This window comes from Dyadobacter sp. UC 10, assembly GCF_008369915.1.
In the GTDB taxonomy this organism is placed as follows: Bacteria; Bacteroidota; Bacteroidia; order Cytophagales; family Spirosomataceae; genus Dyadobacter.
In genome coordinates, this window is sequence record NZ_VSRN01000001.1 from 3,353,394 (window position 1) to 3,379,423 (window position 26,030).

A 26,030-nucleotide genomic window follows, 5' to 3' on the forward strand; every position below is an offset into this window, starting at 1 on the left:
TATCAATGGAAGAACAAACATCTACTGCACGTGTCGCCCTCAAATATGGCATACTTGGTTCTGTTGTGATCATGGTTTATTCCACAATCCTGAATGTTTCCGGATTGTCTCAAAACAAGATCCTTTCTGCGCTTTCCTTCGTTTTCATGATTGCCGCGATTGTAATGGCGATGAAAAATTTCAGGGAGCAGAACAAAGGGTTTATGAGCTACGGGGAAGGCTTGGGGGTAGGCTCGCTGGTATCCGCGATTATGGGCCTTCTGAGCTCCGCGTTTACGATGTTTTATATCCAGTTTATAGACAATACATTGCTTACCCAAAGCATGGATCAGGTGCGGGAGGATATGGAACGCCGTGGAATGGATGATTCACAAATTGATCAGGCCATGGAGTATTCTCAAAAATTTATGTCGCCCGGCGTCGTTTTTGTGATGGGCGTGTTCGGTTACGTGCTCACGGGCTTCATCATCTCGCTGATCATAGCCGCGATCATCCGTCGGGACAAACCTATTTTTGAGTGATTTGTCGAAAGTTGAGTTTTTAAAAATTACACTGTGTTTGCAATCTTCCGGAAAGAAATAGGCAGTTTTTTTAATTCGCTGATCGCCTATATGGTGATGACCGTATTTTTGACTGCAATAGGGCTGATCGTCTGGGTTTTCCCGGAATCCAATATCCTCGACTACGGCTATGCAGATATGGGTTCCTTCTTTCGTTTGGCACCCTACGTACTTATTTTCCTGATCCCGGCGATTACCATGCGCTCGCTCGCGGAAGAAACGCGGACAGGAACCCTCGAATTGCTGCTTACCAAGCCCATCACCAATGTAGATCTGGTACTGGGTAAGTTTCTGGCCAACTGGAGCCTGGTCCTGCTTACACTTCTTCCGACCCTTATTTACTATTACAGCATTTACCAGCTGGGCAATCCGGTGGGAAATATTGATTCTGCGGCTGTTGCGGGATCTTACATTGGCCTGCTTCTTTTCAGCGGCGCGGTGGTTTCTATGGGCTTACTGGCCTCGGCATTGAATGAAAACCAGATCGTCGCCTTTATCCTGGGTGTCTTCCTTGCGTTTATATGGTACATTGGGTTTGGTGCCGTTTCTCAATTGCTCGAAACAGGTATTGTGGCGGAGTTGCTTCTCTGGATTTCGCTGGATGAACAGTACCTTTCACTGGGCAAAGGCCTGGTTGATTCCCGGAACATTATATACCTGCTGAGCCTCACTGCATTTTTCCTCGTTATGACGCTTTTGAAAGTCGAAACGTTAAGGAAATGAGCCTGTTATAAATACGTTCGCGCCTTTTGATCTAAGGAACTGTGTTTAGTCGTATATAGATGAAAACACACTAATATGATCGTCTTTTACATCAAGTCAGACTCTCTTTTATCACAAAGGAATTTACGGAATTCGGGGCACAGGACGCAGGGGACAATAATTTATAACGCCTCCGGTTTGTTCTTGGGAAATTTCGCTAGATTGCCGGTAAGTAATTTACAATTAACTGTTAAGCGACTCTTGGCGACAAGCAAGGTAAAATACTCGGAAGAGGAACTCGTGCTGGCTCTCAAAAGGAATGAGCGCACCGCATTTGAATTCCTGTACGACCATTACTCAGGAGCTTTGTTTAATATCATTTCAAAAACGTTGAGGGACGAGGAGAAAGCCGCGGATGTGTTACAGGAATCCTTTCTGAAAATCTGGAAAAATATCGCTTCATACAATCCGGAAAAGGGAAGGCTATTTACATGGATCATGAATATCGCGCGGAACGGCGCTATTGACGCGGTGAGGGTGGAAGGCAGAAAACCAGTGATGAGTGATATTGACGACATAGCTGTCCGAAACGAAAAGGACGCGTACGAAGATTTACAGACGACGAGTTCGGACATGAAGGCAATCATCGACATGCTGCGTCCGGAACGAAAAATCCTGATTGATATGGCTTATTTTCAGGGTTATACGCATGAGGAAATTTCGGAAGAACTGAGCATTCCGCTGGGTACTGTCAAGTCCCGGATCCGGACCGCATTACAAGAGTTAAAACAATACTTTGCAGTATGAACATCCAAGCATACATAGAGTCCGGCATATTGGAAGAATATGTATTGGGCACTGTCTCTCCTCAGGAAAAACAGGAGGTCGAGTGTATGTCTCATATTTACCCGGAGATCAAGGAAGAGTTGCTGAGAACTGAGAATGCTTTGGAAGAATATGCATTGAAACATCAGACTCCTCCACCGGCTTCATTGAAAGAATCAATTTTCGCAAAGATAAATTTTGATTCCGAAGGTGAAATGAATAATGAAACTCAAGACGGTACAACAACCGGCACTCAGGAAGAAATTAAAGCAAACGATGGCGCGACTCAGGTCGTCAGTTCGGATCAGGGAAAAGTGATCAGTGACGTTTTCGAAAGACCAGAGCCGGAAGTTCGGGAAGTAGCTCCTTTGTGGGCAAAGATCGCGGTTGCCGCCTCGGTACTCCTGGCGATTTTCGCAGGCTGGTCGGCCGTTCAAATGACCGAATACAAAGGGAGCAATGAACAGCTGACTGCTGAGATAGGAAGCATGAAAGATGAAATGGAAGGCATGAAAAACAGTCTTTCATACAGCGAATCGCTGGCTGGAATGTACCGTAACCCGGACTATAAAGTGGTAAAACTGGCCGGCATGCCGAAATCCCCCGAAAGTTCTGTTGCCGCCTTCTGGAACCAGCAGACGAACGAAGTAATGCTCGACGTACAAAACCTCCCGGCACCGCCCGCAGGCAAGCAATACCAGCTCTGGAGCATCGTTAATGGCGAGCCTGCACCGATGGATATGGGCGTGCTGGACAATGCGTTTAGCGGGAAAGTTTTGAAAATGAAAACAACAAAACCAGGCTCAGCCGCATTCGCCATTACGCTGGAAAAAGCAGGAGGTGTACCATCACCGACGATGGAGGAGATGTATGTAATGGGGAAGGTGAGTTGATTGGTGATTTGATGATATAATGGAAGGCCCGGGCTATTTGGTTCGGGTCTTTTTTTATGGTGCTTTGTCAGGTGAAGCAAAGTTTGAGGTAAATCATGTTAAGCTGATCGATAATAAAGGTATAAAGAGGAAAGACATTAGTTTAGCAGAATCCTTAATCGAAGAAAACAAGGAAATCATCATTGCTAAATGGAAAGAATATCATGGAAATTGAGGTAAAAAGAGTTTGGTTCGAGGATGATAACATATTTATCCAAACCATATCTGGTGAAGAGCGCAGTCATCCTTTGAAGTGGTTCCCGAGACTATTAAATGCACCTACCGAAGAAAGGGAAAGCTACGAATTATCTCCTTTCGGAATTCATTGGGAGAAGCTTGATGAAGATTTAAGCTTTGAAGGTTTCTTTTCCTATTCCAAGCAGCAAGCTTAATATTGTCACAAAGCACGCCGGCGACAATCACATCGACTTCGCCTCCCTGCCATTCCAAATCCCGCCGGGCATCGCACGCTAGGCGCCCGGCAACCTGTCAGAGTGGAAAACCTCCTTCCCGCCAAAAACAAAGGCACCACACATAACAAATGGTTGCTATCGCCTGCACCAGGTGGGATGTAGCACTGATCCCAAGAAATGTGCGGGAGGATGAGGGTGACAGGGTTTCAGGGGTTTTCGGCTGGGAAAGGGGTGTGGTTGGAGTGAGGTGTATTGCTAGCCTTGTACCAAAACTAGACTTCTCGCGACTCGCTAATTTCGAGCAGTTCATACTCTGTCTTTTCGTTGCCTGTCTTAAATCTAGTTTTATGTATTCGAAGATGTATTTGGCATTCTTGATTTAAGAAAGTGTGATCATATTCAATGAGTTGGTCCTCATCTAAATCATAGCTTATAAAGCCAGATATCTTGCCTCCATCTTCGGTTTGAATTTCAAATCTTCCAGAATCAAGCAATAGGCCTCGAAAAATAGCATTTATAAACAATTCCTCTTCTTCGGTATCTGCGGCAGAAACACGTTCGAATGCATCATAAACTTGTTCTCGTGACAACGTAACTCCAACTTCTCCACTTTCCATTTTTAAAAATGAATTCTCCTCGGCAATTTCTTTAAGAAATTTTTTCAGATTGTTCAGATTTCGTTTTGGAGTCTTCTCAACAGCCTCTTCGAATACCTCGTCACTAGTTGCAGAGTCATTGATCAACGACATAACACTCTTCATCGCCTTTGAAACATCGATACTGTCAAAGATATCATTCATTTGTAGCTGAGTTAGTTCAACTCCAAAAGAACCAGATGGAAGAGCAGTTAAATAGAGATCTGTGTTGACTGCGTTTCTGGCTTTACCTCTTTTACCAACTTTGCCAAACCTCTCTAGCGCGGCCTGAGTTTTCAGCATTTCTTGAAACGGTGAAAGTGCTTTACTTATAAAAAGCGATTTGATTCCACGAGAGCCAACAACAGCGTTACCACTGAATAGTAACTCAATAGATGGTTCAAAGGATTCTTGTGGAAGGGTGTCTAACTCTTCTTTGAGCGTATTTAGCCGCTCATTTAAACCAACTGACATTATCGGATGATCACCGACAAGTTCTAATAGTGACTCTGTATCAGCGATTTGAGCTTTTAGGTTTTGTGTTTGTCGGTAGATGCTCATATCACAAACTATTTAAATAATCTAACGCGGTACGATCGTCATTTGGTGTATTTAGAGGAATTCGTAACATTCCTTTCCATACTCCAAGTCTAGAATGTGTAAATAGTTGAATCCAATAACGTGTTTGTTCGACTGTTACTTCTGGCCGAAAAGCATAATCAACTGCATAATGATCTAACAAATAATTAGCCTTCGCCAGCTGGGAGCTTCCAAATTCGGGGAAGGAGGTTAAAATAGTTTGCTGATCTGCTATTGAAATCCCACCAAAAAAGGTTACTACATCCAAATCTCTGGGCGGCCGTCTTTCAATTGTTTCAATGTCTGTCAAAAAGCTTCCGTCAAGCCATTGAAATCCAAAGATTACTCTGTGATTAGTCAACTGTTCTCTGAAACTTAGGAAGTTTTTCAGGATTCTTACTCGGGTAGCTGAATGTGAGAACTTTTGGCAGAGCTCAATACTTGTACAAGGGTACGGTGATAGATGATTTCTGTTTACTGGGTCACCAAGGTGTGGAGGAAGTACATAGTTGTGGTCAAAATCAGGAATAGGCATTGGTTATGTATATAGAGGATGGTAAAATACATAAGCAAACAAAAAACTTTCCATCAACAAAGGTTTCAACCAGATACTTATTAAGCGGTAGCAACACTTAGAAGATGTTGCTGGCCCCAAGTTCTATTTTTTATGTAATTACAAGATGCAAGATCGTGTCTTAATCAAATAGTAAATACGTTTTTACTCATAGTTTGCGTCCCAATATTTTTACTTGAAGCGCACGATTCACTTTTCCCAAGGTTTAATTTTAACAATTTCGCTCCCTCTCATCACAACTAGTGGAGTGCCTTTTTGCTTCTTGAACTCAACAACTTTCTCATGAGTTCTTTTTATTCCCAATAAAATTTTTTCTTGCAATGCTAGCTCTTTTTCAAATACGCTCATAAAAATTGCGAAGCTGATTAAATTTGTCTTTTTGAAATACATTTAAACTATAATCTCTTGATCTTTTTGCGATTAATTCTTCGTCTTCAAAGGAATTGTCAATTATGAAAGCAAGATCAACTATTGGTAAGTAGATATCAAATAAATTCTTGATTCCTTTTACATACCGCCTTTCAATCACATCAGGCTCAATATTGTGCCCACCTTCTGAAACTCTCATGCGGACACGCTCTTTCGCTAATTCAACATCATTGAGCCAGTAAAAAATCAACGTTACTATAAAGCCTTTTTTCTTCGCCTCTTCAATTTTGGGCTTATAGCTTCGTGTAGATAATGTCGTCTCAAATGCAAAACTGTCATTTCCGTTCAGTAGTTCATTAACCCTGCCTAACATAATTCGCCCGGCTTCTAGTTCAACTTTTTCTGGTTGAAATGGAGACACTCCCTTGGCAATTTCATCCGCATTTACGAATTCTTTGCAGTCTAAAATCTCTGGTAGTATAGCAAACGAGGCGGCTGTTTTTCCAGCACCGTTACAACCCGCAATGATATATAGATTCTTTTCTAGCATTGTATTGAAGAATGCACGGTTATCGCGACAAGTTTATTTCCCCCCAATCAACCGCTCCAACCTCCCCATCATCTCGTCCTTCTCCTTCAACATCCGTTCATAAAGCTCCATTTTCTCATCGTGTAATCTTCTTATTTCGGCGATTGAATTGACGGTGAAAGTTGAATGCGGATTTCCAAGATATGCCTGATCGTGGAATGTATTGGAGATAATGTTAATGGCTTGATCCTCATCAAAATTCCGAATTGCCTCAGCTGGTATTTTAAGTATCGCCGAAACCTGCTCCAAAATGTCGGAATCGATCTTTTCTTTTTGTTCGAGGAGCGAGATCTTTTGCTGGTTCCATTCTTCGCCGAGCTCGAAGGCGAGGAAATCTTGTTTGATTCCGAGCATTTCCCGGAAGCGTTTCAAATTGCGGCCCTCATGGATCTTCGGGTTGGAGGTAGTGGGTGTCATGCGGAAATGGGTTTCGTTGAAAAGGCAATTTATATAAATCCATCGTTAAATTTTTGGGTAATTTACTTGCATTGGATGTAAGATACCCGCCGGGCAAGTTGGGTACCTTTCACCGGAAGCCGTGCTTTGTGGCGCGGGAGTGAGAAGCTCCGGCCGCCCAGCCGCCATCATGGGCGACAAATTATTTCACACATTAAAAACCCGAAAAAATGAACACAAAAACACACATGACCGATCCCTCGGACGCGGTATTACTGGCGTACGGACAAATGGTGCGTGATTTATTGAGCAGTAGCACCGCGGAGCGCTGGAATGAGCAACTCTGGGCGATGTTTGACGGATACATTCTCGGCTTGCAAGAGTTGGGCCACGCACCGGAATTGCATCACACTTACTTTTCCTTCAAAGAGTTGCTGGAATTTTTTGAGCATGTGGAGGAGATCAGGGTGGGGGATTCGTCGTCAGGTAAAAAGTAAAAATTTTGAACAAAAATGATTATATAGCATTCGGAATCAATGTGTTTGACCTTTTTCTGTAAATGTGTATGAGCAAGTTTTCTACGATTTTGGTGGCGGCTGTCATTTTCCTTTCTTTTTCTGCAAAAGCGCAGAAAGCCCCGGCTTGGGAGTTGGGTGTCCAGGGCGAATATGGGCGCGATTGGTATCATAAAAGTTACGCGCCTGAAATCAATTACGAGGGTTTGATCACGGATTTTTCTTCCAGCCGCTCGTGGGGCGCGGGTTTCTATTTTGAAAGGTCGTTGAATACGCGCTGGTCTGTACTGGGGCAGGCGGGTTATGCGCAAAAGAAAATTCACCCGCAGCTTTTTCATTATCCCAGCCAAACCACATCGCATTATTATATCCGGGAACTGCATCACAGGATTGCAGCGGATGCGGGCATGCGGCTTTATTTGAATCCGGAATCACGCTTGAAGGTTTTTGTGGACGGCAAACTGGGCGGGAATTTCTTCCTCTCAATCGTGCAGCGCAAAGCCGGCTATGGTGAGATAGCGGATATAGCGGTCAAAAATGTTTTTGGCTTTCAGCGCGTCGCTCCGGTTGCATCAGCCTCGGCCGGTCTCAAATGGTCGCGACTAACCATTTCGGCGGAGTATAGAGACGATTTGATGGTTTCAAAACGGAGCGATAAGATGAGCGGCGTTTCAGGTAGGGGTTTGTTTGGGAAAGTTGGGGTGGCGTTGTTTCGGGGGAAGAGGTAAGTAGGATCGATATTGAGCTCCCTATGCTGGGAAAGGGCGGACAAGCAGTTGAATTTGTTTTAAACAAAAAGCGAGCAACATCACTGCGCCAGTCCTGGCATCAAGATGTTCGCTCGCTTTTTTCCGTCAGCTAAAGCAGACGGTTATTGAATCAATTTCCGTCGGCTTCAGCCAACGGGCACAGGGCATCGGCATCGCCCAGATGCCTATTTCTTCGCCTTCTTCAGCGCCTCTGTCGTCAACCAATATTTCGCAATCATATTCGGAACCTCCCACTCAGGCAATTTGCCCGCTTTGAGAAATCCCATATAAGCATTCGCTACCTGCGCGAAGTGCGATTCGTGACCAGTATCGTATTTCGCAGGAATCGTAATCTCCCAACCCGCCGCAATCTTCTTCAATTCCACACCCGGATATTTATCTGAAACAGCCTTGAACGCCGCCGCAACGCCATCTTCGTAAGCTTTCGACTTATCGGTATTTTCAATAAACAAAACAGGCTTGTATTTCTGGTCTTTACCCTGGCGCACGATCAGGTTTGCTTTCGAGCCTTTCATAATCGAGTAATGCGTGTCGCCGGTACCTTCCGGGGCCTGGAAGTTCCACAGAACGGATACTTTCGCGTGCACACCTTTCAGCTTGTAAGTCATCTCGCCATTTGAATACACATTCAAAACAGTATCCTTCACATCCTTTTTCAGGAAATCAGGAAAAGTTTCGCTTTTGGTGACGAGCTTGAATTGCGAGGGTGTCAGTTGCGTAGCAGTGCGTTTTGCATTCAGCAGCTCAATGTCTTTTTTGTAATCCAGAGACACATCAGGAAACGCACTCCATTGAACCAGGTCGACCAAGTGCGTAGTAACGTCCACCATTCCTTCGCCTTGCTGGGCCACATCAAAAAACCAGGTCGGGCGCACGAGTGGCTCGCCGGAAATGTATTTGAAATAATGGTGCACACTTTCCTTCACCACCGCCGGATTTTCAGGAGTACCTTTTTGCAGCTCTCCGAAAATCGCCGGAATGGAAGCCAACTCGCGCTGCAAAGTATTGGTGATCTCATAACGCTCGGTCATGATATCGTACAGCAACACTTTGTTCTTCTCCGCACTGGCGAATGCTTCTTTCAACTTATCAAAACCTGCCGCATCAATCGCCATTGGTTTGTCGGCCAATACGTTAAGGCTTGCGTCGACGGATTTTTTAATGTAATCGGTCTTTTTCTGATTATTACCAGCCAGAACCACCACATTTCCCTTTTTCTCGGCCAGCATTTTGTCCATGAAATCTGCGCCGGTGTATACTTCTTCTTTCCAATGCGTCGGATTTTCGGGAGCAGCGTTGTATTTCTCCACTTTGTCAAGATAAGCTTTCACGTCCGGACCTTCGGTTGCATAGACATAAGCCACCGAATCGACATCGTCATACATTGATTTCTGTACCAAAGCCGCGTGGAAATGACCCGGCTCGACTACGATCAGACTCAGCGGTTTTTTCGTCGCCTCGTCACTTGCTTCCTCTTTCTTCGAATTACAGCTCTGATTAAATACCATTGCGCTCAATAAAGCGATTGTCAAGAGTTCTTTTTTCATTTGAATGGATTGAGGTAATAATTGCAAGATAGTTTCAAAACGAAACTACGCCTGACTGTACGACGAAATTTCTTTCAGTTTCCCTGAACTGTCCTTATCAATATACAAAATCGCGTTCGGGTGCTTACGGAGAATCGTCGCCGGATAAGCTTCTTGAATCTCCGACTCTACCGTATGGTAAATTGCCTGCGCCTTCTTCTCGCCGGGCACCATTGCGAATGCGTAAGTCGATTTCAATAGTGTCGGAATCGTAAGCGTCAATGCAGTTTCCGGCACTTCGTCGAATGTATCGAAGCATTCATCATTCACCTGCTGCTGGCGGCAGGCTTCGTCGAGCTCCACTTGTTTTACAACCAGAGGATCGTCAAAAAATGCCACATGAGGGTCGTTGAATGCCAAATGCCCGTTTTCGCCGATGCCCATGCAAACGATATCGATCGGGTATTTTTCCAAAAGCGCAGCATAACGTTCACACTCCGCATTCAGATCGGAAGCATTCCCGTCGAGATACGAAACAGAACGCGGGTTCACGTGATCGAATAAACGCACTTTCAGGAAATACCCGAAATTCTGCGGCGCGTCGGCAGCGATGCCCACATATTCGTCCATGTGAAATGCATTGACCTTATCCCATCGTATGCCGGTTTCGGTTCTCAATGCAGTCAGAAATTCATTTTGCGAAGGCGCGGAAGCGAAGATGATATTTACAAATTCTTTGATATCCTGCAATTCACGGATCTTGTCGGCCACCGCTTTCGCCGCGGTTTCACCCATTTCCTGCCGTGTTTCAAAGATTTTAACTTCCAGATTGTCAACTTTCATTCTCGATCAGTAAGGTTTTTGGTAAATGGTTTTTCCGGCGACGATCGTACGCTGGATATTTATATTTTGGTCAAAAATCACAATGTCGGCATCCTTGCCAGCAGCGAGCGTGCCTTTTCTATGATCTACGCCCATAATTCGCGCCGGGGTAGTCGAACCCATTCTTACTGCATCAAGCAGCGAAACGTCCGCGATTTGTACCATCGTGCGAACCAGGCGATCAAACGTGGAAACGCTTCCGGCAAAAGAGGTACGGTCGGGCAGCTTGGCTACGCCGTCTTCAATGATCACTTTCAAGCCGTTTTTCAGTGAGCCGAGTGTGCTTTCTCCTTCCGGCATTCCGGCGCCACGCATGGCGTCGGTGATCAATGCGGTACGGTCGGCTCCTTTTATTTTATATATCAACTTCAAAAGCGGCGCGGGCAAATGCACGCCGTCGGCGATGATCTCCACATCCATATCCAGCAAAAAAGCGCTTTCAATGGTTCCCGCATAACGAAATGCATTTCGCCTCGTCACGCCAGACATTGCTGAATAGAGGTGCGTCGCCAGCGTGTAGCCATTTTCATAAGCATCCAGCACATCTTCATAAATCGCATCCGTATGCGCCACTGCCGCCAGAATGCCTTTTTGTTTTAATCTTCTACCAAAATCAATAGCCCCCGGCAACTCCGGTGCCGCGCTCCACCGCGTGATTGACGATGAATAGGCGAGTACTTCTTCATATTCCGCGGGATCAGGATTTCGAATGTACCGGGGATCCTGCGCGCCCCGCTGGCTCAATGCAAAATAAGGTCCCTCCAAATGCATTCCGAGGAATTGCGCGCCTTTGGTATTGATTGCATTTGCTTTTTCATACAAATCCAGTGTTTCCAATAAATCCTCTTTCTCACTCGTCAAAGTGGTCGGTACCATGGCGGTTGTACCATATTGCGCATGCGTTTCAGCAATGCCCAGAAACGCCGCTACGCTCCCGTCCATAAAATCATGTCCTCCTCCGCCATGAATGTGTAAGTCAATAAAACCAGGAGCCACATAATGTCCGCCCGCATCAATGATTTCAGCACCCGGCACATCAACATCTCCCTGATGAATTCCAGCAATTTTTCCATCCTCAATTACCAGCGTACCATTTTTGATATAGCGGTAAGGGGTGATTAGTGTGCAGTTAGTAATGACAGTGCGCATGATTTGTTGTTTGCTTTTAGCAGTTAGCAGTTAGCAGTTAGCAGTTAGCAGTTAGTTGTTAGCTATTTATTTATAGAATTCTGTTTGTTCTAATAGTATATTATTGTCTTTGCTTCTTGCCCTCTAAAAGCTAAAAGCTAAAAGCTAAAAGCTAAAAGCTAAAAGCTAAAAGCTAAAAGCTAAAAGCTAAAAGCTAAAAGCTAAAAGCTAAAAGCTAAAAGCTAAACCCCCACCTCCTCAACTTGTGCCCCCAAATTGCATAATACACCAGATACAAATAACAAGGCAACAGCACCCAATAAGCCTGACGCACATCCAGCTGATCCGCAAAATACCCGTAGAAAAGTGGCATGATCGCATTTCCGCAAAGCCCCATGATCATGATGGAAGCGCCCAACTTGGTAAATCTTCCCAGATCATCCAGTGCCAACGGCCATATTCCGGCCCAGACCAGGGAATTGGCCAGACCAAGCAACACCACAAACCAAATTGAAAGATCCGCGCTATGTCCCAGGAAATCGACCTGGCCTTTTGCAAAAATGATCAGTAATGTAAATGCGGTTCCCAGCAATGTGCACACACGCAATGCATTGACCTGACTAATGAATTTCGGTATCAATGCAATACCGATCAAATAGCCGCAAATCGTACAGAACAAAGTGTAGGAAGGAAAAACTTTAGCCTCGAGCAGATCGATCCCCATTGAATTGGCATAACCTATTATGGTATCGATCGCAATCACCTGCGTGCCCACGTGCAGAAAGATAGCCAGTGCGCCGAGGATTAAATGCGGGAACTGGAAAATGCTGTTTTTACCCGCGTTAACAGAAGCCAGCTCGTCACTCTCGTGCTCCGTGTCTATTTCAGGAAGGGGCGATTTGAATACCAGAAATCCAAGCACAAACAGGAAAGTGCCCAAAGCAATGTAGGGATTGATTACGCGGCGGATCAGCTCGTCAAGCGCCGCGCCGCGCTGGGTATCGTCCATGGTGCTGAGCTGGGCAAAGAGGTCAGTGTCAGTTGGTTTTAAAATTACTGCTGCAAAAACGATCGGCGACAAAATGCCCGCTGCCTTGTTGCAGATCCCCATCATACTGATCCGCTGGGCCGCTCTTTCTTTTGCGCCCAAAATGGTGATGTAAGGATTAGCAGCAGTTTGCAAAATCGCCAATCCGATCCCGATGGTGAACAGACCGAGGAGAAATATCTCGTAAGTGCGCGTCATCGCTGCCGGTACGAAAATGAATGCCCCCGCCGCCATCGCCCAGAAACCAAACATCATACCTTTCTTGAAACCCACCTTTTTTAATAAAAAGGAAGAAGGTACCGACATGACGAAATAGGCGATGTAAAACGCGAATGCGACGAGATAAGCCTGAAAACTGGTCAGCTCACAGGCGATTTTAAAATAGGGGATCAATATCGAATTGACCCAGGAAATAAAACCGAAAATGAAAAACATCACCCCGATCAGAAAGATCGAAATGTTGGTTTCGTTTCGGCTAAGGGTCTCAACTTTGACGGCGATTGTTGCTTCTTTCATTGAGTTACTGCTTTCATTAATGTAAAGAGTTTAGGATCTGTGGCGTTGGTGCAAATAGCGCTTGCAATCAATTGCCCCGGACTTTAGTCAGTTAGTGCTAATAGCGCCTGCATCAATTGCCCCGGACTTTAGTCAGTTAGTGCAAATAGCGCTTGCAATCAATTGCCCCGGGCTTCAGCCCGGGGACCAAAAAGAAAATTAAACCGTAGGTTCCCAGCCCTTTTGATATTCCCTCTTCCAGAACTTCTCAGCTGCTTTATTCCCTTTAATATGTCCGTTTGTGGGATCAATGTTCAATGTGTCTCCCGACCGTATTGCAATATTCCCAAGCTGAGCGAGTAATGTACTTTGGTGTCCGCCCACGATTTCTGCGTTCAGCGCGGTGCCTTTTTTAATCCCATCGAAGAAGTTCTGAATGTGGAGCGCGTCGAGTCCCTGTGATGGGTTCATCTTATTGAGGGGGTCGATCACAAAGTCGTTTTTAGCTTCTTTTACCAGCTTGTTTTTCAAATCAAATATCTGGTAAGTATTGCCTTCGCCTATTTGCAGGGAACCATTGTCGCCATAAAACACAACCCCGACGCTGGCGCCTTCGATCGTGCGGCCATTGCAGCTCCTGCCTTCCCACGTCATCGCGGTATTGTTGGCAAATTCGAGGTTGATAACTTGTGTATCCGGCGTTTCCCAATCGTCTTTGTAACGGTAACGCCCGCCCGAGGAAGTTACTCTGGTCGGATAATCGACCTGCAAACCCCACCGCATCAAATCCAGCATGTGAGTACCGTTGTTGAGTGCCTCGCCCGTGCCCCAATTCCAAAACCAATGCCAGTTGTAATGCACCACATTGTCTTTATAAGCCTTACGCGGCGCCGGCCCCTGCCATAATTCGTAATCAAGCCATGAAGGGACAGCTACTTCTTTACCAATACCGATCGACGCGCGGTTGTTGGTATACCAGCCTTTTGCAAAGTAAACCCGACCGATTACACCCTCATGCACCGCCTTGATCGCGCCAGCCACATTCGGCCAGGAGCGTCGCTGGTTGCCCATTTGGATGACATTCTTGTATTTTTTCGCAGCCGCGATCAACAGCTCGCCTTCATGCGGATTGTGGCTGCATGGTTTTTCGAGGTAAACGTGCTTGCCTGCTTTGGAAGCCAATATTGCCGCAGGTGCGTGCCAGTGATCCGGAGCCGCTACCACCAGCGCGTCCATATCCTTATTTTCCAGCGCCTTTCTGAAATCAGGCACATTCGCTGGTTTGTATTTGGCGATTTCATTAACTGTACTGATCGCCTTTTCGGCAGCGCGGGAGTCTACATCCGAAATGGAAACGACTTCGCAATTGGGCTGCAATGCGTAATTGGAAGATAACGCAAGTCCCCGGCTGTTCACGCCCATCATACCTACGCGCACTTTCTCATTTGCGCCAATGATCTTCGCGTAGCTTTTTGGAGTAAAACCGGGTAAAACGCCGCCAAATGCCAGCATCGCGCTTCCCGCAAGTGATTTTTTAATGAAATCACGTCTGTTATTTTCATCGCCCGACACCGCCGGAATGTTCTCGTTTTGATTATCTTTTGAATTGCTTGACATGGGTTTCAGGTTTAATATTTTTGGTTAAATAAAGCGTTGAAATAGAAATAATACTGGTATTCTGCTCACTGCGAACTTGATTATGTAAATGGATTCGGAATCTTCACCAGATCCTCGATCAGTTTCCCTTCATGCTCAAATCGGGCGAGTGTGAATACATCGCCATTTGCGCCTACTGCAATGGAATTCACGTAAGTCGGTCTTCCTCCATCTTCATAAAACACAGGCCCGTGATCCGTGTAGGTTTGCGAAGGGATATGGAAAGTGATCAAATGCAAATTTTCCAAACCCTTTGCTGCTCCCTTCGCAATCTGCTTCTCACCTTTCAGCCTTTTTCCATCCACATAAACAGGCCCGCCGGTGAGATAATAAATTGTTTCCTGGTCAGGACCGAGTTGAAAACCGAGGTACCCGTAGCTAAACTGATCAAACATCCCGCTTTTCTTCGAGGGACTTGAAGTAATGCGCTCCACAATCTCAATAGTCTCTTTGCGGGGATCAAAGCGAAAGAGATAACCCGAGTTACCGTGTACGCCATACGCTACTTTTTCTTCCGGGTGCCAGAATATCTTCCGCCAGTTGTACGACATACTGCCGGGGCGGGTAGGGTCATATTTGCCAAAGTAATCGAGCCGCAAATCCACATTCTGCAACTTTTGGACAGCGCCTACTTCTGGATTATATGTGAAAATATCACCCTCAGCCACCGAGAAATACACATCGCCAAGCTCCGCATCTACAAAGAGCGACCGGCAAAGCGACCGGAAATCGTCGCCAGGCGTACCGGCTTCACCGTCACCCGAAATCGGTCCCAGGTTTTTCAGCTGATTTTGATCCAGATCATAATGAATGAAATTGCCATGCGGCCAGGTAATCCCGTACAAATGTCCACGCTCGCGGTCCATTGTCATCGAAACCATTCCTTCCCCATTCGGTACAATCGCCAGATCTTCAAATGCGCCGGTTTTCAGGTCATAAGAAAGGAAATGCCCGCCAGGATACAGGCCGTAACCTGCTGGTGGCGTTTCGGGCAGCCGGTCCATTCCGTCAATCAATTGATAAAAACCGACATGCGTAGAAAAGTACAGCTTCTCATTTCGTTCGTAAAAACGCACGTGACTTTTACCTTGCGGGATTGCTTTTGATTCTTTTTCACCACATACTTCGGTCAAATCAGCGATAAACGTGACCTGGTCTGTCCGCGGATCGTACGCAAACATCTGGCCGCCGATTTCGTGGTTATCCGAAGAAAGTACATAGTAGATTTTCCCGTCGCTTGCGGCGGAAATTGCATTATAAGTGTCATGTGCCCGCTCGAAGCCGGAATAATAACGTTTCGCAGTTAAAAAACCTTTGTCGGCCGGTGCCTCGAAAAACAGTTGTGGGTTAGAATAAGTCACTATTTCGTCAGTTTTTGATCACACGGGATTCCGGTTTGGTCACACCTGCCTGTTTGGCGAGGTTTACCATTCCGTTTAAAATCTGAATTTCAACATCGGAAGCCCAGGTTGCGGGCAAACCGTACACAATTGCCGCCGCCTCGCCTTCGTAGCCGCCTTCGCGAAGGATCGTCGCGCTTGGAATATAGGTCATCACATCATTTGAATAGCCCATAACGAAGGTTTCCTGCCCGAATATCTTTTTAAGATTGATCGCATAATCCACTACCAGTTCGCCGCCGAGCGTCATAATCGCCTGGTTGCCCAGTTTCCATACTTGTAGCGGAAAAGGGTAGGAGGTAGTAAAAGGCTCGTTTTTCTCGATTTTTTCAAGCATTCTTTGTGCCCATCTTTGCTGGTAACCCGTTGTGTTTTTAGCTAATGCAGCGAATTGTTCCCTGGTTGGAGCGGTAGTAAGACCGAGTTCAACTTCTGTATAAGCAGTTGCCAGTTTTGGTTCCAAAGTCTTCATATCTTCACTCAAAACACGCTCTACGGCTGCCGCCAGCGTTTTTCCATATTGAATTGCGAGTGGGGCCGTGTGACGGGGCAGTGGATTCTGGTCCGCGCCGGCGCCCTGGAAAAACAAGGCGGTAGTGCCGGGATAAAGCTTTTCAAGTTCGATCTGCGCATAACCGGGATAGTCCCCCGACCATTTGTATAAATCCAGAACAGTAGGGTGACAAGCATATCCGAACGCAATCGCCAGCATTTTACCTTTCGTGTCAGATACTTTCAGCACGGGTACGGCCGCATCGCCCGGGCCTGTGATTTCGGTGAGTCTATCGAGTGTTGCAGCATTGTTATTCCTCCGGTTGACCTGAAACCGCGCGACGCCATTTTGCGATTGCAAAGCAGCAGGCTGCAGCGCTTTCAATGCATTGCCGGCTAAAGTCACGATCTGGTTGACCAGTTCCGAGGAATATGCGTCTATTTTCTTCTGATCGCCCGCCTGTAACGGATAGATATCCGATAGTGCATTGCCTAAAACCGGCCCCGAATGCGTATGCGAGCTGTTGAGGATAATCTGCGCTTTGGATAGTTTATATTTTGCCAAAAGCTGGTTCCTGATCTCGTCAGACATACTTTTCGGGAAACCGAGCAGATCGGTTGTGATCAGTATTGCCTGCTTTCCTTCCGCGTCTTCCAGCGCCAAAGCTTTCGCCCACAGATCGTGCAGTTTGCCATCGGAAGCGTGGGTGCGCGAAGCAAATCCCGCCATCCAGAGCGACCCCTCCGGCGTGATCGCCACTTTGGCCACGCCTGCTTTCCAACCTTTGCTTTGAGCAAAAACCAGCGAATGCAGCAAAACCATCGAAATCAATAAAAGTGCCCTCATTTTTTGCTGGCGGTTTTGATCTGATCGGCGTGGGCGTACACTTTCGCGATTGCCGTTGCAATGGACTTCATATCGTCTTTTGTTCCCAGCAGCATATTCTGGGTAAACCACACAGCCTCTTCGTTACAGACCTTATCGTTAACCGGACATTTATTCCGCTCGTTGTATTGGTTGATATCAAGCATTTCCTTCGGATACATTTTCTTATAGTTTTTGGACTCAAATGTATCTTTCAGGTAAGGCTGCGTATTCAGCGTTGCGTAGCCGCTCGAGCAGGGAACACCTTCGGATTGCAGGGCTTTCAGGAACAGGTCGCGGCTCAGGTTTTTAAAACCTTCTTTGTGAAACCGGAATGGGAAGAGGTGGAATGCGCCTTTCGTTACATTGTCGTACAGTTTGTAAGGTACAATGCCGGGGATGTCTTTGATCTGCGATTTCAGATATTCCGCATTCTCGTGGCGGATCGTGGTTTGTGCATCAAGTCGCTTCAGTTGCGCCAGACCTATTGCGGCCTGGTATTCCGTAAAACGCAGTTTGGTACCCTGCATCATGCTTCCTGTACCCACCGACCCTACGGCTGTTCCATAGGGATTTCCAAAATTGGTATAGGAGAAACATCGGTCCATAAACTGGTCGTTGTTGCTTACGACCGCGCCGCCTTCGCCAATAGGAAGGTTCTTTGAATTTTGAAAACTAAAACAACCCGCGTCGCCGATCGTGCCTACTTTTTGTTTTTTATATTCAGCCAAATGCGCCTGGCAGGCATCTTCGATCACCAGTAGCTTATGTTTTTTGGCAATCGCCATAATCCTGTCCATATCAGCGGGTAAACCAAGGATATGGACGGCTATAATCGCTTTCGTCCGCGGGGTGATTTTCGCTTCGATTTTAGCAGGGTCGATTTGAAACGTTTCCGGGTCAATATCCACAAAAACGGGCATTGCGCCATTTGTCATAACTGCTGAAACGGTGGCAATAAACGTATATGGCGATACAAGTACTTCGTCTCCACCTTTGATATCCATTTGATTGATCGCAGTTACCAGTGCATTGGTGCCGTTTACGACAGCCAGTGCTCTTTTAACCCCGAGCGCTGCGGCCCATTCTTTCTCAAACTGGGTCACCATATTGGCCCGAGACCAAACGCCGCTTCTTAATACTTCCAAAACCTGCTTTTCATCCGTTTCCGGGTTCCACTGCGGCCACGTAGGCCACTTTGAGGCGCTCCATGCCGAGGGGCCGCCGAGTATCGCCGGTTTTTGTGCCGCGCTGCTATGAATGGAAAATGCGCTGGAAGCACCGGCAGAGGCCAGTACTAGGCCTGCTCCGGCCAAAGAATTCTGTTTGATAAAGCTTCTTCTTGAAAGCTTGTTCAGAAATTGTTTCATGAAATTTCCGGGTTTGGGTGACGGAACTTAGGCTTATTTTTTGCGGGCCTTCGCCAGCACAGTTTCAAGCAGTACATTTTTGCCGCCTTGCCTTTTACTTTCGTCGGCAGCTTCCATAAACGCAAATATCTCGATCGTCTCTTCGGGAGTTACCGGTACTTCGCCGGTTTGGAAATATTTGATAATGTCCTTTAAAAGAGGCTCGTAACCACCATAGGGGCCCAGTACTTTGTTTCCATCCTGGGTGAAAACAGTTCCGCCGTAATCGTGCTTGCCGGTCCGTGTGCCGCGGAATGTGCCCGTGCGTCCGTCTTCCCAGATTCCCACCACAATATCGGTATCCGGTGTGTGTACGCGGGTGACACTTTTGCAGCCTTTTCCCATTACCGTGTACAAAGTCTCCACACCGTGCACGCCGTACCAGTAAAAATCGGGATGCGTTTTCTCAAAAACGGCCGGGCTGAATGTATCCGCCCCCAATACTTTTGCTTTATCAATTGCTTCAATGCCTTTGATGTAGCGCAGTGAAGAGGCTGAGAAAATGGGGACTTTGTACTTTTTCGAAGCCTCGTAAATAGCCAGCGTATCGCTCAGAGAAGCGGCGACAGGCTTATCAATAAACATTTTTTTTCCTGATTTAAAAACTTCGAGCGCCTGTGGCAAATGCAGCCTGCCATCGTTGGTTTCCAGCAGGATCACATCCGTTTTACTCAGCAGATCTTTGATAGAGTCCACGATCTCCACGCCCAGCTTCTTCACTTCTTCAATGTAACCCGGAATGCGTTTTGCGCTGGATTCAATGTCTTTACTGCCGTAAGGATAAGCAGCCGTCACTTTGTAACCTTCAAAAACGGGGTCCGGCTGCGCAGCATTCAGGACTTTTGTAAAGGCAATACTATGAGAAGTGTCCAGACCGATTATGCCGACGCGCTTGCCTTCTGCCGGTTTTGCCGACAGCGGTTGAAAATTGAGCAAACCCAGCCCGGCGCCGGCAGCTGCTGATTGTAGAATAAATGTTCTTCTGTTAAGCGAATGCATAGAATGTCTGGGAAAAAGTGTTTAGGAATAGCTTTTGCTTAAATGCTTCGGGTACGTACCCGTAAATATACTAACATATTTGAATTTGCAAAAAATCAGTTCTGATAAAATGCGTGGTTCTCCTTGGTAATGATGTCAATAGGCATAAAATGCACCTTTTCGACAGGAGTGCCCAGCACCAGTTTCTGGTAAAGCGCCATTAACCCGCGGAACCCCTGCTCCTCTGGTTTATGGCAGATCAGGAAATCGATCAGACCCTCGTTCAGGTAATGGATATTTTCTTTCAGGAAATCGTACCCGATCAGCGAAATGTCGGTCCGGCTGCTTTTTTTCAAAAAGGAGGCAACTGCAAACACGCGCGAATTGGTTACAAAGATCGCTTCCAGATTCTCGTGCTCGTGCAGAATGCGGGTAAGCGCGTTGGTTACCGATAGGTTGTCTGTGTCGGGAATTGCTGCTGCGATGATCTCGCAGGGCTGATTATGGTCTGTAAAATAGGCCCGGAATCCCTTCTCGATCTGCACATAGTTATAGTTGTCGATCTCTTTTGAAATGTTGACAACCAGTACTTTGTGATTTTCTTTTAACCGGTAAGTAAGCAATTTGGCACCTACATAGCCACTCTGAAATAAATGAGGGCCAATGTAACAAAGGTTATCATGCCCCGGCAAGTCCGAATCGATGAAAGCAAGCGGGATCTTTTTCTTGTTACAAGCCTTCACGAATTCTTTGGATTCCTCAATAAATGAAGGCGCCAGCAAAACACCCTGGACATCTTCCCCGATTATTTTGCGCGATTGTTCTTCGAAGGAATTTTTATCATTCAGGTCAAAAAAATAATGGAGTACCTCGATACCGTATTTTTTGATCTCCGATTCGGCGCGATCAATGCCTCTCAGTGGCGCTTCCCAGAAATCGGTTTCGTCGGACACCCGGGGAATCAGGACTGCGAGGGTGATGATCTTGCGTGAAGCAAGCCGGCTGGCCAGGATGTTGGGCTGGTAATCAAGCTCTTTGATGATATCGTTGATCTTCTGCTTGGTCTTTTCTGAAACGCCGGTCCGGTTGTGAATCACCCTGTCCACTGTCGCGATGGACACATTAGCCCGCCGCGCAATCTCTTTTACGCCATAGTAAGTGTTATCTTTTTTCATCCGGAATTCTCATGAGGCTTAAAAAGCCCAATATAAAGAGCGTTTTCTCAAAAATAATAAAGCAATGTACGGATAACTGATATTCATAAAGGCTGCACCCAAGTAGCTTATACTTTGATGCAGCCTAAGAAATGATTGCTATTCAATGGTTTCCAGCGGAGCGATATTCCTTTCAGCACCTTCATAACCCACATTCTGATTGATGACCGCGAGCGTATTCGCCGTGATCACGATCGAAGGGATCGGCCAGAGCACGTGGAAAGGGGCGATGGATGCTATGTTTCCGATATACGATACCTTTTTCTCGTAAAAATTATTGCGGGAATATACGCGGTCATAATAGTAGTTCTTGGTACTGAACCCTGCCAGGTCGTAGCCGCCCTTATTCAGTTTGGCAGTTATATAGGAAGCACGCACCAGCTCCGAGTGGCGCGGTTCTTCTGCGAAAAGCTCACGTGCACGTTCATCGAATATAAAATCCAGCGTGACCTGGCCGGCGGCGACGGGTAATGCTTTTGCCCGCGCACGGACTACGTTAAGGTCAGCCGCAGCTGCCGCCGGGTTGTTTTTCCAGAAATGTGCTTCCGCACGCAGCAGGTAAGTCTCGGCCAGCCTGAAAACATACCAATCGCCATTTCCGCCCATGGGCGCAGCCTTGGGATCGTCCTGCGGAACGTACGTAATGTAGTGCGGCATCGCGTAAAGCGAATAAAAAGTGTCCGCGAGTACAGCCATATTCTGCGGCTTGATGGGTTTTCCAAAATCGACAGACGCCGGATTGTTATAAAGCAGCTCGTCCAGGTCTACCCAGTTGATATTGCTTCTTCTCAGATCCGTCGTGTTTTTCCAGTTGGTGTTACCAAATTTCCAGAGATCGTATTGGTAAAATGGTGAAAGCCGAACATTTCCGTTACCCCTGCCCAGCGAATCGTACATCGGGCCCGAGGCGAGCGTGCCGGCTTTTCCCTGGCTATCCCTCACCACCGCATTCCACCAGGCGCTGTTATAATGCCGCATAGTGTACAGGCCAGCCGATTTTGCTCCCGGAGGTGCTTCGAAGCGGTCTACTATGGCCAGGATTGTTTCGGTATTCTGTACTGTATTGAAATTTTTCGGGCGGTGAAGATCCCAGATCACGTTTCGTTTTGGATCTGCGGCAGCTACGCCAAAGCGGGTTTGCATCAATGCATACGGGCCGTTGATTACAGCGGTAGCCGCCTCGATTGCTTTATCAAACTGCAAATTGGCGAGGCAGATCTTGGCCAGTAAATGGTTACCCGCTCCCTTCGAAACCGCGCCCGCAGGCGCAGTTGCCGGCAGCCATTGAACCGCAAATTCCATGTCAGCCTGGATCTTGTTCAAAATAGTCCAGCGGCTGTGTGTCTGAAAATCCAGTTTTGCACCAACGAGTTCTTTTCCGATAAATGGCACATCGCCATAGGTGTTTACGAGTCGGTAATACCAATACGCCCGGTGCCAGTAGGCTTCGCCCAGCAGCCTGTTACGTTCTTCTTCTGTACTCCATTTGATATTATCTATTCTGGAAATCAGCACATTCGCATTTTTGATAGCGCTGTATGCCGAGTTGAACATCGCCAGGAATTTGTAGTATCTGTCGGTATTCGGGGTGAGCTTGTAAAAGTCTAACTGTACGCTGGCTGCGCCGAGGTCGGAAGCGGCGAATTCGTTGACCATAAAGCTGATATTGCCTGTATTCTCGTTTTTCAGGTCTTTCCGCATCGTGATCAGCAGCGACTCGAATCCGGACTTGTCGGTGTACACATTTTCGGGTGTATAGAACGAAAGCGGTTTTGGTTCAAGCCATTTTTCGGTACAGGACAGCGCAGCGACGGCAAGCAGCGAAACTGTAAATAATATGTTGGGGATCCTTTTCATGATTTCAGAGTTTGAATTGCAATACATTAAAGTGACACTGAGACGCCGAATGTATAAGTCCTCGGCATGGGGCGATAACCCGATTCAGGGTCCCAGCCCGGCCACTTGTCGAAAGTGTACAGGTTTCTTACCGAAGCAAAAAGACGCGCGTTATTCAGCCTGATCTTTTCGGCAATGCCGGAAGGCAGGTTATAGCCCAGCGAAAGATCCTGTATCCTGACAAATGAACGCGGCTTATAGATCATCACACCACCACCGAAAGCGTTCTCATTTACATTCAAACGCGCATAATCGTTGATCGGGTTGTCGGGAGTCCAGTAGGGGATAGCCCAGGTATTTCGGCGGTCGTAAGTTTCGGAACCGCGGTGCAATGCCTCTGCAAACGAACCGATGTGGCCCAGATCAGCCCGTACAAACAGGGAAGCAGTAAAGTATTTCAGGAAATTAACATCATTACGCAGTCCCAGGCGGAACCTCGGCCGCTCCCAGCCAATGAATTTTTTATCTGATAATGCTTCGTAAACGCCATTGTTGTTCACGTCCTCGGCCTTAAAATCGCCCGGCTCCATCCGGTAAACTGCGGCTGCATCTTTCTCGGCAGTTTGCCACACACCTGTGACATTATAGTTCCAGACCCTGTCGATCGCCTGGCCCGGGAACCATTCATTAGAATAGTCCGGCAGCTCGCGGGTTACCTGTTTTCCGTCAATTTCAACGGTCTCATAATCGCCAAACAGCTCCTTGATTTTGTTACGGTTTAGCGAAAAAACAAAGCTCGACCGCCAGCTCAATTTTGACCGGTTCATATTCACCGTATTGACGGTCATTTCAAAGCCCCGGTTTCCTAACCTTCCCAAATTGGATGTAACACTTTGAAAACCGGTCAGTTGTGGAAGTAAACGGTTCATCAGCAGGTTGGTAGTTGTCATGTCATAATATTCCGCGCTGAAATCGATTTTGTTTTTGAACAAACTCAAATCAGCACCGATATTGACCGACTGCGTTCGTTCCCAAACCAGGTCATGATTTGCTAACGTGCTATTGTATACGCCTACCTGGACATTAGTACCATCGTAATACAGATTCTGCTGCATTTGCGCCAGGGCTGAATATGCACCGATTTCGCGGTTTCCATTCACACCCCACGAAACCCGTAGTTTCATCTGGCTCACCCAGTCGAGCTGGAAGAATTCCTCCTCGGAAATCCGCCAGGCCAACGCCGCTGCCGGGAAAACCGCCCGCGGATTTTTAATACCAAAAGCTGAATACCCATCGCGGCGTACGGAGCCTGTAAAGAGGTATTTATCATTAAAGGTGTAGTTCAGCCGCGCCATCACCGCATCGCCGGTAATGATCGAATCGCCGTTCATCAGTGCGGGGTTGGTACCATATTGCAACCCGTTGAAGCCCAGGTTTTGGTTGGGGACAAATATTTCGTTGCTGATCTGTGTATACCATTTTCGGTTTTTCTCGGTACTGTAAAGCAGGGTTACGTCAAAGCTGTGTTTGCCGAATTGTTTATTCCAATGCAGAAGATTATCTAAAATGAATTCATAATTCGAAGATTCCTGGCGCGTTCCGTAACCTTTCGAATGGTCGTTTCCGCCCACTATCGTTTGCGACGACCAGAAATTATAGTCCTTCAAAAACTGAAAACGCGGCTGGTAGGATATCTTGTAATCAATACCAAACGGTAGTTTTACTTTTGCAAACATGCTGGCAAACAAGCTGTTGATCTTCCTGTACTTATCCTGGCCGTAGTAATTGATCAGCGGATTGATACCGCCCGGGTAATCGTGGGGATACCAGTTCACATTTCCATTTGCATCAAATTCGGAACCGTACGGACTGGAATTGAACATCCCTGACAGATCAGCCGGGACGGCGCTTTCGTCACGATCGGAAAACTGCGTGTTAACGCCCACATTCAACCAGTCGGTCACGGTGAAATCCACATTCAGGCGCGTTCTCAGGGCCGAAAATTTATCGCCAATGATCACACCTTCATTGTTGGTATACCCCAGCGAATAGTAGTAGTTGAATTTATCTGAGCCTCCGGCAATGCTCAGATCGTAATTTTGGCGAAAACCAGGGCGCATTACTTTATTGTACCAATCAACTGCCTTCCCGGCTTTGTAGTTTTCAAGCTCGGTAGGGAATAGCCTCAATCTGCCCAGCCACTCGTCGGTGTTATCGGGCTGCGGATTGGCACTGGCTTTTCTCCACTGGTCTACGGTTACGCCTGCGGGTAGTTTTTGCGGGTTAAAATAATAGTATTCAGGGTTTGCCGAGTTGGTCACACGCAATATGTCCCTTCTGAAATCCAGGTATGTGTTTGCATCAAAGGGCTTGAAATCATTGGCAACCTCGGTGATGCCCAGCTCGCTGGAAAAGTTAATGGTCGTTTTGCCTTTGCTTCCTTTTTTGGTAGTGATCATCAAAACCCCTGCCGCCGCCCGGGCTCCGAAAACCGCAGTAGAACTGGCGTCTTTCAGGATATCAATTGTCTCAATATCTGATGGATTGATGTCGCGGATACTACCATTGAAGATCACCCCGTCGAGCACGATCATCGGTTCGGTTGAAGCATTCAGCGATTTCGGACCTCGTATTTCCAGCGATCCGCCGCCTGCCGCAGACGTGGATTGATTGGCGTAAAACCCCGCTACCGTGCCCGTGAGCATATCCGTAAGCTGGGTCATAGACTGGTTTTGATAGGCTTCCTTGTTCACCCGCATAACCGCGCCGGTCAGATCGCTTTTCTTCATGGTACCGTAACCTACCACAACGAGTTCTTCCAGGTTGGTCAGTGAAGGTTGGAGAATTACATCGATTACCGTTTGGTTACCTACCGTAACTTCCTGTTTGTCATATCCGATAAATGAAAACACGAGTACCGATTCTTTCGTAGCATTGATCGTGAAATTACCGTCCACATCTGTACTCACGCCCTTTTCAGTTCCTTTCACAACCACATTCACGCCCGGAAGGCCGGTCTGTGCCTGCTTATCAGTCACTTTTCCCTTGACGGGAATTTCATTTTGCGCAAGGACAGTGACGGGAAACGCATGTACCAGGAGTAATAAACACGCGAACAATTTGAAATAGTAGAGTTTAATCTTCTTCATTTTTTAACGGCTTAAAGGATGGAACGATGAACGGGTACGTACCCGGCAATTTTAAAAGTGCTTCGGTTAAAGATTTTTATTTTAAAGAATGTA

25 protein-coding genes are annotated in these 26,030 nt (G+C 46.8%); 8 read left to right on the forward strand and 17 right to left on the reverse strand.

Going from position 1 to position 26,030, the window contains the following annotated elements; genetic code table 11:
• Positions 1–5: 5 nt before the first annotated feature.
• The 6 genes from FXO21_RS13895 (at position 6) to FXO21_RS13920 (ending at position 3,411) form a co-directional block, all read left to right on the forward strand.
• Positions 6–521: a DUF4199 domain-containing protein gene (locus FXO21_RS13895; protein WP_149640630.1), complete on the forward strand. Its 516-nt coding sequence runs from the start codon at positions 6–8 to the stop codon at positions 519–521.
• 33 nt (positions 522–554) lie between these two features.
• Positions 555–1,283 (forward strand): gliding motility-associated ABC transporter permease subunit GldF, encoded by a 729-nt coding sequence (gene gldF, locus FXO21_RS13900; RefSeq protein ID WP_149640631.1) that lies wholly within the window; start codon positions 555–557, stop codon positions 1,281–1,283.
• Between the two features lie 240 nt (positions 1,284–1,523).
• On the forward strand, positions 1,524–2,069 hold the full coding sequence (locus FXO21_RS13905) for an RNA polymerase sigma factor (protein ID WP_225865683.1): 546 nt from the start codon (positions 1,524–1,526) through the stop codon (positions 2,067–2,069).
• Positions 2,066–2,980: an anti-sigma factor gene (locus FXO21_RS13910; RefSeq protein ID WP_149640633.1), complete on the forward strand. Its 915-nt coding sequence runs from the start codon at positions 2,066–2,068 to the stop codon at positions 2,978–2,980. The genes FXO21_RS13905 and FXO21_RS13910 overlap by 4 nt, the downstream gene beginning before the upstream one ends.
• 19 nt (positions 2,981–2,999) lie before the next feature.
• Complete coding sequence (locus tag FXO21_RS13915) at positions 3,000–3,194, forward strand: DUF4160 domain-containing protein (RefSeq protein WP_149640634.1); 195 nt, start codon at positions 3,000–3,002, stop codon at positions 3,192–3,194.
• Positions 3,184–3,411: a DUF2442 domain-containing protein gene (locus FXO21_RS13920; protein ID WP_149640635.1), complete on the forward strand. Its 228-nt coding sequence runs from the start codon at positions 3,184–3,186 to the stop codon at positions 3,409–3,411. The genes FXO21_RS13915 and FXO21_RS13920 overlap by 11 nt, the downstream gene beginning before the upstream one ends.
• 293 nt (positions 3,412–3,704) lie before the next feature.
• Here the strand turns inward: FXO21_RS13920 and FXO21_RS13925 are convergent, their stop codons facing one another.
• From FXO21_RS13925 to FXO21_RS13940, 5 genes are all read right to left on the reverse strand, one after another.
• Positions 3,705–4,628 carry a hypothetical protein gene (locus FXO21_RS13925; RefSeq protein ID WP_149640636.1) on the reverse strand — a complete coding sequence of 308 codons (924 nt, stop codon included), beginning with the start codon at positions 4,626–4,628 and terminating at the stop codon, positions 3,705–3,707.
• Position 4,629: 1 nt separating this feature from the next.
• Positions 4,630–5,181, reverse strand: a complete 552-nt coding sequence (locus FXO21_RS13930; protein WP_149640637.1) for a DUF6932 family protein — start codon at positions 5,179–5,181, stop codon at positions 4,630–4,632.
• A gap of 228 nt (positions 5,182–5,409) precedes the next feature.
• Positions 5,410–5,568: a hypothetical protein gene (locus FXO21_RS28760; RefSeq protein ID WP_192579218.1), complete on the reverse strand. Its 159-nt coding sequence runs from the start codon at positions 5,566–5,568 to the stop codon at positions 5,410–5,412.
• A complete protein-coding gene (locus FXO21_RS13935; protein ID WP_149640638.1) occupies positions 5,555–6,139 on the reverse strand; it encodes a zeta toxin family protein in 585 nt (194 codons plus the stop codon). The genes FXO21_RS28760 and FXO21_RS13935 overlap by 14 nt, the downstream gene beginning before the upstream one ends.
• A gap of 33 nt (positions 6,140–6,172) precedes the next feature.
• Positions 6,173–6,595: a helix-turn-helix domain-containing protein gene (locus tag FXO21_RS13940; protein ID WP_149640639.1), complete on the reverse strand. Its 423-nt coding sequence runs from the start codon at positions 6,593–6,595 to the stop codon at positions 6,173–6,175.
• Between the two features lie 209 nt (positions 6,596–6,804).
• Here FXO21_RS13940 and FXO21_RS13945 point away from each other — a divergent pair, with 209 nt between their 5' ends.
• Together FXO21_RS13945 and FXO21_RS13950 are read left to right on the forward strand one after the other, a co-directional pair.
• Positions 6,805–7,071 carry a hypothetical protein gene (locus tag FXO21_RS13945; protein WP_149640640.1) on the forward strand — a complete coding sequence of 89 codons (267 nt, stop codon included), beginning with the start codon at positions 6,805–6,807 and terminating at the stop codon, positions 7,069–7,071.
• Between the two features lie 68 nt (positions 7,072–7,139).
• The gene (locus tag FXO21_RS13950) at positions 7,140–7,817 is read left to right on the forward strand and encodes a hypothetical protein (RefSeq protein WP_149640641.1); all 678 of its coding nucleotides are present in this window, start codon (positions 7,140–7,142) and stop codon (positions 7,815–7,817) included.
• A 206-nt stretch (positions 7,818–8,023) separates the two neighbouring features.
• On the opposite strand, the gene FXO21_RS13955 is transcribed toward FXO21_RS13950, so the two are convergent.
• The 12 genes from FXO21_RS13955 to FXO21_RS14010 form a co-directional block, all read right to left on the reverse strand.
• Positions 8,024–9,406 carry a putative oxidoreductase C-terminal domain-containing protein gene (locus FXO21_RS13955; protein ID WP_149640642.1) on the reverse strand — a complete coding sequence of 461 codons (1,383 nt, stop codon included), beginning with the start codon at positions 9,404–9,406 and terminating at the stop codon, positions 8,024–8,026.
• A 45-nt stretch (positions 9,407–9,451) separates the two neighbouring features.
• Positions 9,452–10,228 (reverse strand): glucosamine-6-phosphate deaminase, encoded by a 777-nt coding sequence (locus FXO21_RS13960; protein ID WP_149640643.1) that lies wholly within the window; start codon positions 10,226–10,228, stop codon positions 9,452–9,454.
• Between the two features lie 6 nt (positions 10,229–10,234).
• Positions 10,235–11,416 carry an N-acetylglucosamine-6-phosphate deacetylase gene (gene nagA, locus FXO21_RS13965; RefSeq protein WP_149640644.1) on the reverse strand — a complete coding sequence of 394 codons (1,182 nt, stop codon included), beginning with the start codon at positions 11,414–11,416 and terminating at the stop codon, positions 10,235–10,237.
• Positions 11,417–11,630: 214 nt separating this feature from the next.
• Positions 11,631–12,959: a sugar MFS transporter gene (locus FXO21_RS13970; protein WP_149640645.1), complete on the reverse strand. Its 1,329-nt coding sequence runs from the start codon at positions 12,957–12,959 to the stop codon at positions 11,631–11,633.
• Between the two features lie 198 nt (positions 12,960–13,157).
• Positions 13,158–14,555, reverse strand: coding sequence for a Gfo/Idh/MocA family oxidoreductase (locus FXO21_RS13975; RefSeq protein WP_149640646.1), 1,398 nt, complete (start codon positions 14,553–14,555; stop codon positions 13,158–13,160).
• A gap of 80 nt (positions 14,556–14,635) precedes the next feature.
• Positions 14,636–15,955 (reverse strand): hypothetical protein, encoded by a 1,320-nt coding sequence (locus FXO21_RS13980; RefSeq protein ID WP_225865684.1) that lies wholly within the window; start codon positions 15,953–15,955, stop codon positions 14,636–14,638.
• Positions 15,956–15,962: 7 nt separating this feature from the next.
• Positions 15,963–17,333 carry a neutral/alkaline non-lysosomal ceramidase N-terminal domain-containing protein gene (locus FXO21_RS13985; protein ID WP_149640647.1) on the reverse strand — a complete coding sequence of 457 codons (1,371 nt, stop codon included), beginning with the start codon at positions 17,331–17,333 and terminating at the stop codon, positions 15,963–15,965.
• On the reverse strand, positions 17,330–18,721 hold the full coding sequence (locus tag FXO21_RS13990; protein WP_149640648.1) for a DegT/DnrJ/EryC1/StrS family aminotransferase: 1,392 nt from the start codon (positions 18,719–18,721) through the stop codon (positions 17,330–17,332). Before FXO21_RS13990 ends, FXO21_RS13985 begins: the two co-directional genes overlap by 4 nt.
• A gap of 33 nt (positions 18,722–18,754) precedes the next feature.
• Positions 18,755–19,759 carry a Gfo/Idh/MocA family protein gene (locus FXO21_RS13995; RefSeq protein ID WP_149640649.1) on the reverse strand — a complete coding sequence of 335 codons (1,005 nt, stop codon included), beginning with the start codon at positions 19,757–19,759 and terminating at the stop codon, positions 18,755–18,757.
• A gap of 95 nt (positions 19,760–19,854) precedes the next feature.
• Complete coding sequence (locus FXO21_RS14000; protein WP_149640650.1) at positions 19,855–20,913, reverse strand: LacI family DNA-binding transcriptional regulator; 1,059 nt, start codon at positions 20,911–20,913, stop codon at positions 19,855–19,857.
• A gap of 138 nt (positions 20,914–21,051) precedes the next feature.
• Positions 21,052–22,809, reverse strand: coding sequence for a RagB/SusD family nutrient uptake outer membrane protein (locus tag FXO21_RS14005; protein ID WP_149640651.1), 1,758 nt, complete (start codon positions 22,807–22,809; stop codon positions 21,052–21,054).
• A 26-nt stretch (positions 22,810–22,835) separates the two neighbouring features.
• Positions 22,836–25,937 (reverse strand): SusC/RagA family TonB-linked outer membrane protein, encoded by a 3,102-nt coding sequence (locus tag FXO21_RS14010; protein ID WP_149640652.1) that lies wholly within the window; start codon positions 25,935–25,937, stop codon positions 22,836–22,838.
• Positions 25,938–26,030: the final 93 nt, after the last annotated feature.

What these genes read in the sequence shown, in the direction of transcription:
- FXO21_RS13895 (WP_149640630.1), top strand. Translation starts at nt 6, where the DNA reads ATGGAAGAACAAACATCTACTGCACGTGTCGCCCTCAAATATGGCATA.
- FXO21_RS13910 (WP_149640633.1), top strand. Translation starts at nt 2,066, where the DNA reads ATGAACATCCAAGCATACATAGAGTCCGGCATATTGGAAGAATATGTA.
- FXO21_RS13915 (WP_149640634.1), top strand. Translation starts at nt 3,000, where the DNA reads ATGGAAGGCCCGGGCTATTTGGTTCGGGTCTTTTTTTATGGTGCTTTG.
- FXO21_RS13920 (WP_149640635.1), top strand. Translation starts at nt 3,184, where the DNA reads ATGGAAATTGAGGTAAAAAGAGTTTGGTTCGAGGATGATAACATATTT.
- FXO21_RS13925 (WP_149640636.1), bottom strand. Translation starts at nt 4,628, where the DNA reads ATGAGCATCTACCGACAAACACAAAACCTAAAAGCTCAAATCGCTGAT.
- FXO21_RS13930 (WP_149640637.1), bottom strand. Translation starts at nt 5,181, where the DNA reads ATGCCTATTCCTGATTTTGACCACAACTATGTACTTCCTCCACACCTT.
- FXO21_RS28760 (WP_192579218.1), bottom strand. Translation starts at nt 5,568, where the DNA reads ATGAGCGTATTTGAAAAAGAGCTAGCATTGCAAGAAAAAATTTTATTG.
- FXO21_RS13935 (WP_149640638.1), bottom strand. Translation starts at nt 6,139, where the DNA reads ATGCTAGAAAAGAATCTATATATCATTGCGGGTTGTAACGGTGCTGGA.
- FXO21_RS13940 (WP_149640639.1), bottom strand. Translation starts at nt 6,595, where the DNA reads ATGACACCCACTACCTCCAACCCGAAGATCCATGAGGGCCGCAATTTG.
- FXO21_RS13945 (WP_149640640.1), top strand. Translation starts at nt 6,805, where the DNA reads ATGAACACAAAAACACACATGACCGATCCCTCGGACGCGGTATTACTG.
- FXO21_RS13950 (WP_149640641.1), top strand. Translation starts at nt 7,140, where the DNA reads ATGAGCAAGTTTTCTACGATTTTGGTGGCGGCTGTCATTTTCCTTTCT.
- FXO21_RS13955 (WP_149640642.1), bottom strand. Translation starts at nt 9,406, where the DNA reads ATGAAAAAAGAACTCTTGACAATCGCTTTATTGAGCGCAATGGTATTT.
- FXO21_RS13960 (WP_149640643.1), bottom strand. Translation starts at nt 10,228, where the DNA reads ATGAAAGTTGACAATCTGGAAGTTAAAATCTTTGAAACACGGCAGGAA.
- nagA (WP_149640644.1), bottom strand. Translation starts at nt 11,416, where the DNA reads ATGCGCACTGTCATTACTAACTGCACACTAATCACCCCTTACCGCTAT.
- FXO21_RS13970 (WP_149640645.1), bottom strand. Translation starts at nt 12,959, where the DNA reads ATGAAAGAAGCAACAATCGCCGTCAAAGTTGAGACCCTTAGCCGAAAC.
- FXO21_RS13975 (WP_149640646.1), bottom strand. Translation starts at nt 14,555, where the DNA reads ATGTCAAGCAATTCAAAAGATAATCAAAACGAGAACATTCCGGCGGTG.
- FXO21_RS13985 (WP_149640647.1), bottom strand. Translation starts at nt 17,333, where the DNA reads ATGAGGGCACTTTTATTGATTTCGATGGTTTTGCTGCATTCGCTGGTT.
- FXO21_RS13990 (WP_149640648.1), bottom strand. Translation starts at nt 18,721, where the DNA reads ATGAAACAATTTCTGAACAAGCTTTCAAGAAGAAGCTTTATCAAACAG.
- FXO21_RS13995 (WP_149640649.1), bottom strand. Translation starts at nt 19,759, where the DNA reads ATGCATTCGCTTAACAGAAGAACATTTATTCTACAATCAGCAGCTGCC.
- FXO21_RS14000 (WP_149640650.1), bottom strand. Translation starts at nt 20,913, where the DNA reads ATGAAAAAAGATAACACTTACTATGGCGTAAAAGAGATTGCGCGGCGG.
- FXO21_RS14005 (WP_149640651.1), bottom strand. Translation starts at nt 22,809, where the DNA reads ATGAAAAGGATCCCCAACATATTATTTACAGTTTCGCTGCTTGCCGTC.
- FXO21_RS14010 (WP_149640652.1), bottom strand. Translation starts at nt 25,937, where the DNA reads ATGAAGAAGATTAAACTCTACTATTTCAAATTGTTCGCGTGTTTATTA.